This is a genomic window from Streptomyces sp. NPDC006332 (assembly GCF_040612855.1).
Classification (GTDB): Bacteria; Actinomycetota; Actinomycetes; order Streptomycetales; family Streptomycetaceae; genus Streptomyces.
The window spans coordinates 73,587-86,723 of the sequence record NZ_JBEXRA010000033.1 but is presented as its reverse complement, the minus strand read 5'-3'; the positions used below and the strand labels follow the sequence as shown (position 1 = coordinate 86,723).

The 13,137-nt window shown below is 67.8% G+C and carries 11 protein-coding genes; all 11 read right to left on the bottom strand.

Annotated elements, in window-relative coordinates; genetic code table 11:
* Positions 1–8: 8 nt before the first annotated feature.
* The gene (locus tag ABZ027_RS27120) at positions 9–1,232 is read right to left on the bottom strand and encodes an RNA-guided endonuclease TnpB family protein (protein ID WP_356772764.1); all 1,224 of its coding nucleotides are present in this window, start codon (positions 1,230–1,232) and stop codon (positions 9–11) included.
* A gap of 241 nt (positions 1,233–1,473) precedes the next feature.
* The gene (locus ABZ027_RS27115) at positions 1,474–2,775 is read right to left on the bottom strand and encodes a cyclopropane-fatty-acyl-phospholipid synthase family protein (protein WP_356772763.1); all 1,302 of its coding nucleotides are present in this window, start codon (positions 2,773–2,775) and stop codon (positions 1,474–1,476) included.
* Between the two features lie 274 nt (positions 2,776–3,049).
* The gene (locus tag ABZ027_RS27110; protein ID WP_356772761.1) at positions 3,050–3,736 is read right to left on the bottom strand and encodes a hypothetical protein; all 687 of its coding nucleotides are present in this window, start codon (positions 3,734–3,736) and stop codon (positions 3,050–3,052) included.
* Positions 3,737–3,738: 2 nt separating this feature from the next.
* Positions 3,739–6,006 carry a hypothetical protein gene (locus ABZ027_RS27105; protein ID WP_356772759.1) on the bottom strand — a complete coding sequence of 756 codons (2,268 nt, stop codon included), beginning with the start codon at positions 6,004–6,006 and terminating at the stop codon, positions 3,739–3,741.
* Between the two features lie 20 nt (positions 6,007–6,026).
* On the bottom strand, positions 6,027–6,473 hold the full coding sequence (locus ABZ027_RS27100; RefSeq protein WP_356772757.1) for a hypothetical protein: 447 nt from the start codon (positions 6,471–6,473) through the stop codon (positions 6,027–6,029).
* 275 nt (positions 6,474–6,748) lie between these two features.
* Positions 6,749–8,143 carry an NAD(P)/FAD-dependent oxidoreductase gene (locus ABZ027_RS27095; protein ID WP_356772755.1) on the bottom strand — a complete coding sequence of 465 codons (1,395 nt, stop codon included), beginning with the start codon at positions 8,141–8,143 and terminating at the stop codon, positions 6,749–6,751.
* Positions 8,144–8,585: 442 nt separating this feature from the next.
* Positions 8,586–9,527, bottom strand: coding sequence for a Ppx/GppA phosphatase family protein (locus ABZ027_RS27090; RefSeq protein WP_356772753.1), 942 nt, complete (start codon positions 9,525–9,527; stop codon positions 8,586–8,588).
* Positions 9,524–10,054 carry a DUF501 domain-containing protein gene (locus tag ABZ027_RS27085; RefSeq protein ID WP_356772751.1) on the bottom strand — a complete coding sequence of 177 codons (531 nt, stop codon included), beginning with the start codon at positions 10,052–10,054 and terminating at the stop codon, positions 9,524–9,526. Before ABZ027_RS27085 ends, ABZ027_RS27090 begins: the two co-directional genes overlap by 4 nt.
* Positions 10,055–10,089: 35 nt before the next feature.
* A complete protein-coding gene (locus ABZ027_RS27080) occupies positions 10,090–10,566 on the bottom strand; it encodes a septum formation initiator family protein (RefSeq protein WP_356772749.1) in 477 nt (158 codons plus the stop codon).
* A 215-nt stretch (positions 10,567–10,781) separates the two neighbouring features.
* Positions 10,782–12,068, bottom strand: coding sequence for a phosphopyruvate hydratase (gene eno / locus ABZ027_RS27075; RefSeq protein WP_356772747.1), 1,287 nt, complete (start codon positions 12,066–12,068; stop codon positions 10,782–10,784).
* Between the two features lie 347 nt (positions 12,069–12,415).
* Entirely contained in the window at positions 12,416–13,135 is a 720-nt protein-coding gene (locus tag ABZ027_RS27070; protein WP_356772745.1) for a transglycosylase family protein, read from the bottom strand.
* Between the last annotated feature and the right edge of the window lie 2 nt (positions 13,136–13,137).

Genomic DNA, 13,137 nt, shown 5'->3' with positions numbered 1-13,137 from the left:
CTGTGCCGCTACGCGGCACAGCGTTCGGTCGAGAATCCGTGGCTTCCTGTTTCTTCGCGCTGTGCCGGGACTGCTCCCGGTCTTACCGGCGCTCCGCAGGCCGTCACCGCCAGTCCGGCGGCCGTCTTCACGTTGATCGCGGCGTTGGTGTCCCGGTCGTGGACGGTGCCGCAGGCGCTACAGGTCCATTCCCGGACGTTCAAGGGTTTGGGCCCGTCCTTGATCCCGCAGGTGGAGCAGGTCTGGGAGGTCGGCTCGAACCGGCCGATCTTCACCAGGGTGCGGCCATACCGCTCCGCCTTGTACTCCAGCATGCTGATGAACGATGACCATCCGGCGTCGTGCACGGACTTGGCCAGCTTCGTGCGAGCCAGTCCCGCCACCGACAGGTCCTCCACGGCGATCCCTTGGTTATCGGTAATCAGCCTGGTGGAGAGTTGGTGGTGGAACTCACGGCGTGCGTCAGCAACTTTGGCGTGGGCGCGGGCGACCTTGAGACGGGCCTTGGCCCGGTTCCCTGATCCCTTCTGTTTGCGGGACAGCTCACGCTGGGCTTTCTTCAGCTTCTTCTCCGCGCGCCGCAAAAAGCACGGGGAGTCGATCTTCGTGCCGTCGGAGAGGACCGCGAAGTGGGTGAGGCCGAGATCGATACCGATGGTGCCGTCGGTCTCAGGCATCCGGGCCGCGTCGGCGGCGGGGTCGGTGTCGATGACGAAGGAGGCGAAGAACCAGCCTGCTGCGTCTTTGATGACGGTGACGGAGGTGGGGGTGGCGGGTAGGGTGCGGGACCATTTCACCTTCACCGCGCCGATCTTCGGCAGGTTCAGACGGCCGCTGTCGGTGATGTTCCAGTGGGCGTTGGCGGTGAACCGGATCGACTGCCGGGCGTCCTTGCGGGACTTGCACCGGGGCCGGCCCATTCTCGGGCCCTTCCGCGCACCCTTGAGGGAGGCGAAAAAGTTGCGGTACGCGGTCTCGGCGTCCCGCAGGGACTGCTGGAGGACGACGGCGGACACCTCACCCAGCCAGGACCGCTCCGGCGTCCGTTTCGCTTCCGTGATCAGGCAGGTGGACAGCTGCCCCGCCGTCGGGAACGGCTGCCCGGCCTTACGGGCGTCCTCACGGGCACGCACGGCGTCGTTGAACACGACGCGTGCGCACCCGAACGCCCTGGCCAGCGAGGCCTGCTGAGCGGCGTCGGGGTACAGGCGGAAGGCGTACCGGAGCTGCATGACGATCACACTAGGTAAGTCGAACCTCCGTCGTCACCGGGAACATGTGGACGATCCGTCACCGCCACGAAGCGAAGTCCGGCTCCGCCGGAACGAGACCACGACACTCCGCGTCGCAGCCACAAGATTCGCTTCACCCCCGGCCTGAAGGCCGGAGCACTGCGAATGATGTCCGGTAGCGGCTGGGACAGGGGTACGGCAGTCGGGGCCCGCTTCCGTCCAGGGAAGCGGGCCCTTCGCCTCAGTTCCAGGTGCGGGAGCGCAGTGGCAGGCCGGAGTCGCCGGACTCGGGTGTCCGGACGGCGAGGACCTGGTTGACGCCGATGCGGTTGCGTTCGAAGGCGACCGCGGACGCGGCCATGTAGAGCCGCCAGACGCGGGCCCGGCCGGGGCTGGTCAGCCGCACGGCCCGGGTCCAGTCGGCCTCCAGGTTGGCGACCCAGCGGCGCAGGGTGAGGGCGTAGTGCTCGCGGATCGACTCGACGTCCCGCACCTCGAACCCGGCGCGTTCGAGCTGGGTCACGGTGGTGCCGACCGGGGCCAGCTCGCCGTCGGGAAAGACGTAGGCGTCGATGAACTCGTCCATGTCGTAGGCCGATTCGTCGCGCTGCGGGCGGCGGCCGATCTGGTGGTTGAGCAGCCGTCCGCCGGGCTTGAGGAGCCGGAAGAGGTTCTCCGCGTACTCCAGGTAGCGTTCGGAGCCGACGTGTTCGGCCATCCCGATGGACGAGATAGCGTCGTACGGCCCGTCGGCGACGTCCCGGTAGTCCTGTACGCGGATCTCGATCCGGTCGGTCAGTCCCTCGCCGGCGACGCGCTTGCGGGCGTAGGCGGCCTGCTCCTGGGAGAGGGTGATGCCGACGACCCGCACGCCGTGCTCGCGTGCGGCGTGGATGGCCATCGAGCCCCAGCCGCAGCCGACGTCGAGGAGCCGCTGACCGGGCCGCAGAGCGAGCTTGCGGGAGACGAGTTCGAGCTTGTCGCGCTGGGCGGCCTCCAGGATGCCGCCGTCCGCTTCGGGGGCGGGCCAGTAGGCGCAGGAGTACACCATGGACGGCCCGAGGACGATCTCGTAGAAGTCGTTGCCGACGTCGTAGTGGTGACTGATGGCGCGTCTGTCGGTCCGTTTGGTGTGCAGGCCACGGCGCGGTCTGCGGATCTCCTCGCGCGGTGGGGCGGGCGGCAGCGGGGGCCCGGCGAGCGCGACGAGGCCCCGGGCGGCGGCCCGGAACTCGGGGTCGCGGAGTGCCTGGACGAGCGTGCGGGCGTCGTCCCCGCGCTCCCAGACGAGCCCAGACATCAGGTCGAGGCAGGCGTAGAGATCTCCCTCGATGTCCAGGTCACCGGCGACCCAGCCACGGGCCAGACCCAGCTCGCCCGGCTTCCACAGCAGGCGGCGCACGGCCCGGCGATTGCGCACCACGAGGGTGGGCGCGCCCGGCGGCCCCGCCTGCGAACCGTCCCAGGCGCGGACGCGCACCGGAAGCGGGGCTCCCACCAACTGTTCCACGAGGCTCTGCAGCCGCAGCGCGGCATCCGGCATGATGTGCACCTCCGTGACAATGGATCCCGGAATGTCCAACACCACGTAAACACCTGCGGGGCCGGGGCACAGTCCCCCATGCGCGTTACGGCTTGGCAAAGCGCGTGCAGACGCCACGTTGACTGATCTGCGGACTGGGGGTGTTGTCCCCACCCACTCCCGCTCAGTCTTTAGGAACGGTGCGTCGACTACGTCCGGCGCGACACGGTCATCGGTTGCCACCGCGACCGACGACCGTCATCACAAAGAGTGAGCGGGCCTTCATCCATAGGCGCTACTTCACGGCGGTGGGCGGGTCTGCCGGAACCGTCGGGTTGTTCTTGCAGTCGAAGGAGCGGGCCACGACGCCGGCGGAGTGCAAGAGGTACTTCATGTGGGTCCGGGTATCGGTGTCGCCGGTGAGAGTGTCATTCATGACTCCCTCGATCGGTACCTCGTTCTCCTGCCCTTCGGGTGCGCCGGAAACCCGACACTTTATGTAGACGTAGTACTTGGCGGTTCCGTTTCGTGCTGTTTTATGCACCAGTTTCACGTCGGCGTTGACGGCGGTGGCCGTCCCAGCCTCTGAAGCGCCCGATTTCTCATGGAAGGGGACGATGGACGCACCATAGTGGATCGACAGATTCTTATTACCTGAGGCGCCCGCCGTCTTCAAAACCCTGCACAGTTCAGAGTTCGTGAACATGGGGATTTCTGAACTCTTCGGAGACCATGCCTTCGCATAGCTGTAGAACAGCGATCTGGCGCTCTTCAGTGTCTCGGAGTCGGTCGCCACACCCGTCTTGTCCTTGGTGCTGTTCTTGACCCAGTCCACGCCGGACGCGCCCAGCAACTGCTCGCAAGTCGTCTGCTCGCCGGCAGTCGCCTCTGTGCCGTCCTCATCGCCGTCCCCATTCCCGGACGTGCAGCTCCCCGCCCCCAGCAGCAGGACGAGCAGCGAGCCGACGGCGGTCTTTCGCATCCTCACCATCCCCGCGTGTCATCGGTGTCGGTGTACTCGCCGCCGTCGTTGTAGACGCCACGCGCATCCCTGGCCAGTTTCCGCACCTCGCTGGCCGACATGTCGTGCTGTTCCGCGTAGTTCAAGAGCGGGGTCATCGCGTTGTGCTGTCCGTCCTGCTTGGCCTTCTGGATGCCTTCCACCGCCTGCTGGTCGTTCTTGTACTCGTTCTCGTCGAGCCAGTCGATCGTTTCCGTCGCCATATGAGTCTCTGCGGCGCTCCCGGCGGTCTCGAAGGCGAGCGGCACCGCGATGGCCGCGGCCGCCCCGACAGGCACGACCACCCCGGAGGCCACACCCACGGCGACACCGACCGTCGCACCGGCCGCGAAGTTACGCCACTCGCCCTGCTTTTCGAGCGCCTTGTTCCGCTCCTTCTCGTCGTCGGCGAACTGCTCCCCGATGCTCTCGGCGCGGGCCTGGTCCAAGAGACCGTGCATCGTGACGCTGTGCAGCCCGGCGTCGAGCGCGTTGCTCTGATGATCCCCCTGCGCGGCCATCAGGCTGGAGCCATACGTTTGTTGAGCCACCGAAACGGTGTCGTAGGAGTCCTTGTCGGAACCCAGGGCCCTGAGGAAGTTCGCCGTGTTGGGTTCGCCGAGATCCCGCAGATGCCGCTGATCGTCATTGAACATCCCGTCCCGGTCGGCGAGATCTCCGCTGCCACCCCAGTCGGCCATGGAGTAGTTGAGGCTGTCGATATGGCCCGCCGCGATGTTCGCGATGCTGTCCCTGATCCCCGGCTGATTGTCGATCACCTCCGCCGACTCATAGTTGTCCACAACCTTGGAGACCAGATCCAGTCGGTCGTTCCGCGCCTCGATCTGTGCCTCGGTCTTCATCGGCGGAATGCTGGGATCCTGGTCGTCGTACGCATACCCGAGCGTGGCGGACTCCAGCGCGTGGCCGAGATTGTCGAATCCCGTCGGCTTGCCGTCATCGCCCAACGGCCATTTGCGGGCGTCATTGCCATGACCGACCAAGTAGTCCCAGTTGTCGAGCTTCTTGCCGTCCGCTGTCGTCGAGTCGTTGAAGAATTCCAGGGACGCCTCGGGGTTGTGGCCGAGGGCCTCCATGTAGCCGGCGACCGGATCGTTGGCGTTGCCGGTGGGCGGGTAGCTGAGGTCGGTCGTGTCGCGCCAGGCGACGCCGGGGTCGCCCGGGTACTCGCGTTCGTACTTGAGCATCGCGTCGCCGTAGTCGTGCAGGAAATCGTCGTCGTACTTTCCCTTGCCCATCAGGCTACTCATCACCTGGTAGCCGTTCGGGCCCATGGGCATGGCGGGATCGACGGGGAAGATCTTGGTGCCGGACGCGATCACGTCCTTCTTCCAGGTCTCCATGGCCTGGCTGTCGCTGTGGGAGGCGTTGGCGAGGGCCATGCTCAGGTTGTCCTGTACGTGCCCCAACATCTTGGCCCGGTCACCCTCGACCGCACCGCCGGGTGGGGCGGCGAGGTCACGCCAGAACTGGAGAGTGCCGTCCGCGCCCAGACCGGTGGCGAAGGACTCGGTGAAGCCGGGGTTGTCGCGCTGGTTCTCGAGGGTCTCGTTGAAGCGCGCCAGCTTCTCTTCGCTCCACTCGGAGACGTCGCCCTTGGCCACCTCCTTGCGCCAGTACTCGGCGTCCGCCTTGCCCTGGTCGCGATCGGCGTCCTTCAGGTTGTCCGGGCCCTGGTCGGTGAAGTCGTACTTGTTCCTGGCAAGTTGGCGCAGCGCCCGGGCCGCGATGCGGTCGGTTTCAGTCGCCTCCCAGAGGATCCTGGTGATCCTGCTTTGGGCGGCGTCGAGTTCCCCGTCCGTGGGCTTGTGGATATCGGCGTCACCGGCGGCCTGGCCGGAGGGGACGGAGGCGGCGACCTTCCCGTTGCCGTTGACGTAGATGTTGCTCTTCGCCAGCTCGTCGATGGCGGTGCGCAGGCTTTCCTTGTGCTTCTTTAAGGCAGTGTGCGCGTCACGCAGAACCGCCAGTACGCTCTTCGCCTCATCGGCCGCGTCCGCGAACTGCGCCGCCGTCTTCGTGACGAACTCCCGCGAGACCGTGGCGTTGGCGCCCTTCCAGTTCGCGGCGTTGGCCTTCTTCTCCAGATCCGTCGCGCTGGCCTCGCCGTTGCCGCCGGTGGCCAGCAGCTCCAGTCTGTCGGCCATGGTCTTCCAGTCGGAGACCGCGGTGTTCAGCGTGCCCAGGCGCAGGTCCGTGAGTTCCTGCGCGGTGAGTGTTTCCGTCGCCATCTTCGTCAGCCCCGCCGCCGCTACTTGAAGTACTCGTTTATGCGGGAGACCGTCATCAGGTCGCCCGCAGCGTTCCTCATGCCGGTCACGACGGCCGCGTCGTCCTTGGCGTGCTGGGCACGGCTGAAGTCCAGATGGTTGGAGATGTGGGCGCAGGCCTCTTTCAGCGTCTGCTGTTGGGTGTTCCACGCGTCGTGTAACTCGGTGAGGGCGGACCCCATGTCCAGGCCGTCGTTGAAAAGGTCGATGGACGCCGTAAAAGTGCTGGGCCGTGCGAAGTCCGCGTCCACCCGGAATTTCCCGAGCAGGTCGTACGCCATGTTCCCGAGCTTGCCCAACTCGTCGTCGTGGACGACCAAATCCCCGGAGCTACCACCACCCTCCGCAGGCAGCTGGTTGAGCTGCATCTGCGCAGAGCCCCCACGTGCCGCGTCGGACTTGAGTTGCTCCCACTCGTCCCAGGCCATGCCCCGTACCCTCCCGCGTTCCCCGTGCCGCGACAGTCGCGAACGCGCGACTGATCACGGATTCCCTTACCCAACTCTTGACGTATCAACGGCGGAGGCGGCCTGAGCAGTCGAATGCACACTCGCATAATTGCTTCACACTCATCTCCTCCGCACGACGCCGGGCTCGCGTGCGAACCCGAGAGATGGTGAACTGAGAGAGCCGGAACACGCCGAAGGGGCCGCCCGCACCACGGATGGCGGGCGGCCCCTTCGGGGCGTTCAGTGACCGGAGGTCAGGAGGCCTTGGCCTGCTCGGCCTTGGGCTTCTCCGCGGCCTTGGGCGCGGCGACCGGCGCCGGCTTGGCCGCCTCGTAGAACTCCTCGCGCGGAGTCTCCAGGGCGCCCAGGGCGACGACCTCGCGCTTGAGGAACATGCCGAGGGTCCAGTCGGCGAAGACACGGATCTTCCGGTTCCAGGTCGGCATCGCCAGACCGTGGTAGCCGCGGTGCATGTACCAGGCGAGACGGCCCTTGAGCTTGATCTTCATCTTGCCCATGACGATCATCGCGACGCCCTTGTGGAGGCCGAGGCCCGCGACAGCACCCTTGTTGGCGTGGCTGTAGTCCTTCTGCGGGAAGCCCCGCATACCGGAGATCACGTTGTCACCGAGGACCCGCGCCTGCCGCAGCGCGTGCTGCGCGTTCGGCGGGCACCAGGCGTTCTCGTTGCCCGCCTTGCGGCCGACGAGGTCCGGAACCTGGGCGTTGTCACCGGCGGACCAGATGTAGTCCGTGCCCTTGACCTGGAGCGTGGACTCGCAGTCGACGTGACCACGGGGACCCAGGGGAAGGTTGTAGCGGGACAGGACCGGGTTGGGCTTGACGCCGGCCGTCCAGACGATGGTGCTGGAGTCGACCTCGAGGCCGTTCTTCAGTACCACGTGGCCGTCGACGCAGGAGTCCATGGAGGTGGAGAGGTAGACCTCGACACCGCGGCTCTCCAGGTGCTCCTTGCCGTACTGGCCGAGCTTGGGGCCGACCTCGGGGAGGATCTTGTCGGCCGCGTCGACGAGGATGAACCGCATGTCCTCACGGGACACGTTGTTGTAGTACTTGGCCGCGTCGCGGGCCATGTCCTCGACCTCGCCGATGGTCTCCGCACCCGCGAAGCCACCGCCGACGAAGACGAAGGTGAGCGCCTTGCGGCGGATCTCCTCGTCCTGCGTGGAGTCGGCCTTGTCCAGCTGCTCCAGCACGTGGTTGCGCAGGCCGATGGCCTCCTCGATACCCTTCATACCGATGCCCTGTTCGGCGAGGCCGGGGATCGGGAAGGTGCGGGAGACCGCGCCGAGCGCGATCACCAGGTAGTCGAAGGGCAGCTCGTACGCCTCGCCGACCAGCGGGGAGATCGAGGCGACCTTGCGGTCCTGGTCGATGGTGGTGACCCGGCCGGTGAGGACCTCCGCCTTGGGCAGCACGCGTCGCAGCGGGACGACGACGTGGCGCGGGGAGATGCTTCCGGCGGCGGTTTCGGGGAGGAAGGGCTGGTAGGTCATGTACGACCGGGGGTCGACGACCGTGACGGTCGCCTCGCCGTAGCGCATCTTCTTCATGATGCGCCGAGCTGCGTACAGGCCTACGTACCCACCGCCTACTACGAGGATCCTGGGACGCTCCGTGGTGCTCATGCCATCGAGTATCCACCCGCCACTGGACCATGGCTCGTGCGCCCCTTCACAAGCATGGTCGGGGTGTGTGCTATTCTCCGCGGCTCGCGTGATCCACATCATGGCGTGAACCGGGAACCTGTGCGCAGAGAACGCCGTTGTCAATGCCGCGTGAGCTGCCTCTCTGTGCCCCCGAGCCCCCTGTGAAGCCCTCTCGCCCGGCCCTCCGCCACCCCCTTCGAAGCACCCCCGCACACCCCTTCTGAACACGTTCAAAGGGGCTTTGACCCCCCAGAAGGGTCAACGGGCCGCCATTCGTCCTCCGAGCGGGCCGATTTCCTTGTGAAGAACTTCACGAACTTTCTCGGGAGCCCGTCACCGAGGGGCCCGCGCGGACCTCCCCGAGGCGCTCATACGTTCTCCGACCTGCTCAGGAGAGGCCCGTGGATCTTCGATGGCGGACCTACGCCACCGACCACGCGATCCCGTCGAGGATGTCGTGCTCGCTCACCACGACCTCCGCCGCGCCGGTCCGTTCCATGATCGCGAGGAGGACGAGGGCGCCCGCCCCGATCACGTCGACGCGGCCCGGGTGCATGGAGGGAACGGCCGCGCGCTCGGCGTGGGTGGAGCGCAGCAGCCAGTCGCTGATCTCGCGGACCCGGTCGCGGGAGACGCGGGAGTGGTGGATGGCCACGGAGTCGTACTCGGGGAGGTTCTGCGCGATCGCGGAGACCGTCGTCACCGAGCCGGCCAGGCCCACCAGGGTGCGCGCCTCACGCAGCGGGACCGTCTGTTCGGCGAGGTCGAGGGCGGCCTCGATGTCGGCGCGCATCGCCTCGACCTGCTCCTCGGACGGCGGGTCGGACACGACACGGTCCCGGACCAGATGACGCTCCGTCATACGCACGCAGCCGACGTCCACCGAGCGTGCCGCGCGCACCTGGTCGTCGCCGACCACGAACTCGGTCGAGCCGCCCCCGATGTCCACGACCAGGAAGGGCCGGTGCAGGTCGTCCCGTCCGGTCAGCTCCCGCGTCGCGCCGGTGAAGGAGAACTCGGCCTCCTGGTCACCGGAGATGACCTCGGGCTCGACGCCCAGGATGTCCAGCACCCCGCGCACGAACTCGTCCCGGTTCTCGGCGTCCCGGGATGCCGAGGTGGCCACGAAGCGCACCCGCTGCGCGCCGTGCTCCTTGATGATCGCCGCGTACTCACGGCAGGCGGCGAAGGTCCGCTCCAGCGCCTCGGGGGCGAGACGGCCCGTCCGGTCGACGCCCTGGCCGAGCCGGACGATCGTCATACGGCGGTCCAGGTCGACCAGTTCCCCGGTCTCGGGGTCGGCGTCGGCGACCAGGAGCCGGATCGAGTTCGTGCCGCAGTCGACGGCGGCGACCCTGGTCACTTGGCGTTCTCCTGAGCCCGCGTCACACAGGTCCCCTTGCGCCACCACTCCGGCAGCATCTCCAGCGCCTCGTCGCCCAGCGGGTTCACCCCGGGGCCCGCCGCGAGGGAGTGGGCGACCAGGACGTGCAGGCACTTCACCCGGTCCGGCATGCCGCCCGCGCTGGGGAAGCCGGTCAGCTCCTCGATCTCGTCGCGGCGCCGGATGTAGTCCTCGTGCGCGGCGCGGTAGGCGGCGGCCAGCTCCGGGTCGCTCTCCAGCCGGGCCGTCATCTCCTTCATCACGCCGTTCGCCTCCAGCGTGCCGATCGCCGAGGCGGCCTTCGGGCAGGTCAGGTAGTACAGCGTCGGGAAGGGCGTGCCGTCGGGGAGGCGCGGGGCCGTCTCCACCACGTCCGGCTCGCCGCAGGGGCAGCGGTGCGCGATCGCGCGCAGGCCGCGCGGAGGGCGCCCGAGCTGCTGCTGGAAGGCCTCGACGTCCGCGTCGGTGGGCTCGGTGCGCGGGGTGGGCGGCGGGGGCGTTTGCATGCCTGTACGGAAGTCTCTCTTAGGTGTCTGTCGGTTCACTGGTCGGAGGCGTCGGACGAGTCGACGCCGTCCCAGACGTTCGCGTACCAGGGGCGGTCCGCGGCGCCCAGGTCGGAGCGGGACTGCCTGGCCGCGTTGGGGTCGATGACGACGAAGCCGGTCTCCCCCGGCATGACGTAGTGCAGCCGCTGCCGGATCTGCTGCTCCGCGTACGCGTCGTCCTGCCACCGTGCCTTGAGGTCGCGCAGCTGCTCGACCCGTTCCCGGGTTCGCTCCTGCTTGCGCTGCACCTCGGCGAACTCGGCGCGCTGGGCGACGTACTGCCTCATGGGATAGGCGAGCGCCACGATCAGCGTGCACAGCACGAGGGCGAGCAGCGCGGCCCGGCCGGTGAGCCGGGAGCGGCGGGCCTGCCGTTTGGTCTGGGAGCGGTAGACACGGGCGGCCGTCTGCTCGCCGAGCAGCCTGATCCTGGTCGTCGTGGAGAAACGGTCCCGGTCCTTCACGGCCATGTCCCCGCCTCCCGTCTCACACGTGCGTACGTCCCCGGACACGGTACGGGACCGGGTACGGGGACGTACGTACGACTGGCTAAGGCTTGGACCTTAACGGGTCAGGCCTTGGGGATCGCGCCGCGGCTGTGCTCACGCCTACTGGTTCGCAGAGCGCTGTGCTTACTAGTTCGCGGAGCGGCCGTGCTTACTAGTTCGCGGAGCGGCCGTGCTTACTAGTTCGCAGAGCGAAACCGCGGGAAGGCCGAGCGGCCGGCGTACACCGCGGCGTCGTCGAGGATCTCCTCGATGCGCAGCAGCTGGTTGTACTTGGCGACGCGCTCGGAGCGGGCCGGGGCGCCGGTCTTGATCTGGCCGCAGTTGGTGGCGACGGCGAGGTCGGCGATGGTGACGTCCTCGGTCTCGCCGGAGCGGTGGGACATCATGCACTTGAAGCCGTTGCGCTGGGCCAGCTCGACGGCGTCCAGGGTCTCGGTCAGCGAGCCGATCTGGTTGACCTTGACGAGCAGCGCGTTGGCGGCACCCTCGTCGATGCCGCGGGCCAGGCGCTCCGGGTTGGTGACGAACAGGTCGTCGCCGACGAGCTGGACCTTGTCGCCGAGCCGGTCGGTGATGGTCTTCCAGCCGGCCCAGTCGTCCTCGAACAGCGGGTCCTCGATGGAGACGAGCGGGTACGCCTCGACGAGCTCGGCGTAGTAGTCCGTCATCTCGGCGGCGGAGCGCTCCTTGCCCTCGAAGGTGTAGACGCCGTCCTTGTAGAACTCGGACGCGGCGACGTCGAGCGCGAGGGCGATCTGCTCGCCGGGGGTGTACCCGGCCTCCTTGACCGCCTCGAGGATGAGGTCGAGGGCCTCACGGTTGGAGCCGAGGTTCGGGGCGAAGCCGCCCTCGTCACCGAGACCGGTGGCCAGGCCCTTGCTCTTCAGGACCTTCTTGAGGGTGTGGTAGACCTCGGTGCCCCAGCGCAGCGCCTCGGAGAAGGACTCCGCGCCGATCGGGGCGATCATGAACTCCTGGATGTCCACGTTGGAGTCGGCGTGCGAGCCGCCGTTCAGGATGTTCATCATCGGCACCGGCAGCAGGTGCGCGTTCGGGCCGCCCAGGTAGCGGAAGAGCGGGAGGTCGCTGGCCTCGGAGGCGGCGTGGGCGACGGCGAGGGACACGCCGAGGATGGCGTTGGCGCCGAGGGAGCCCTTGTTGTCGGTGGCGTCCAGGTCGAACATGGCCTGGTCGATCAGGCGCTGCTCGGTGGCGTCGTAGCCGACCAGCTCCGGGCCGATCTGCTCGATGACGGCGAGGACGGCCTTCTCGACACCCTTGCCCTGGTAGCGGTTCGGGTCACCGTCGCGGAGCTCGATGGCCTCGAAGGCGCCCGTGGAGGCGCCGGAGGGGACGGCGGCACGACCCGTGCTGCCGTCGTCGAGGCCGACCTCGACCTCGACCGTGGGGTTGCCTCGGGAGTCCAGGATTTCCCGGGCTACGACGACGTCGATGGACGGCACGAGCATCTCCTTCTGGGATGTGACGCGGGGTACGCGGGCCGCGGGGACCCGTAGTGCACGGAGTCGCGGTCGGCTCCGCGGGATGAGCCTAACCGCCTCGGGGCGATCGGCCCCCCTGTCGCCCACCCCTTGGGCAGAACCGAGAGGAAATTGTTTCCGAACGGAACAAAGCGTGGGCGTGGAAGCCCACAACGGTCGCGCGGAAGACCACACAAAAAGACCCCGCTCCGGTGCGTACGGGGGAACACGCACCGGAGCGGGGAGCCCGTGGGGACGGGGCCCTCACGAGGCCCTCGACATGAGGGCCACGGAGGGGAGGGCGCTGTGGTTCGGACGGGCGCCGCGTACTACTTCAGGTGCAGCTGCTGACCCGGGTAGATGAGGTTGGCGTCCTCGACGATGTCCTTGTTCAGCTCGAACAGCTTCTCCCAGCCGCCCTTGACCTTGTGCTTCTCGGCGATCGAGCTGAGGGTGTCACCCTTGACGACCTTGTACTCGCCGTCACCCTTCTTGACCTTCTTGCCGGTCGGGGTGGTGACGGTCTTCTTGGCCGCCGGGCGCTCCTGGGAACGCGAGGCCGGCTGCTCGGCGGAACGGGTGTTGACCTCCGAGGAGCCGCTGGAGCTGCTCGAGCCGCTGGAGCTGTCCGAGCTGCTGGAGCTGTCCGACGAGGTGCTGGTGCCGCCGTCGTAGCCACCGCTCGACAGGCCCTTGCCGCAGACCGGCCAGGCGCCCTTGCCCTGGGAGGCGAGAACCTTCTCGGCGACGGCGATCTGCTGCGCCTTGGAGGCCTGGTTGGCCTGCGCGGCGTACTGCGTGCCGCCGTACGCGGCCCAGGTCGAGGCGGAGAACTGCAGGCCGCCGTAGTAGCCGTTGCCGGTGTTGATGGACCAGTTGCCGCCGGACTCGCACTGGGCGACGGTGTCCCACTCGGAGGAGGTGGCGGCGGAGGCGTTGCCGGCCGCCATCAGCGGAGCGGCGATGGCGACGCCGGTGACTCCGGCGATCGCGGCGGCGCGAGTGGTCTTGGACGGACGACGGTGCTTGCCCTTGCCGGAAAACAGCATGG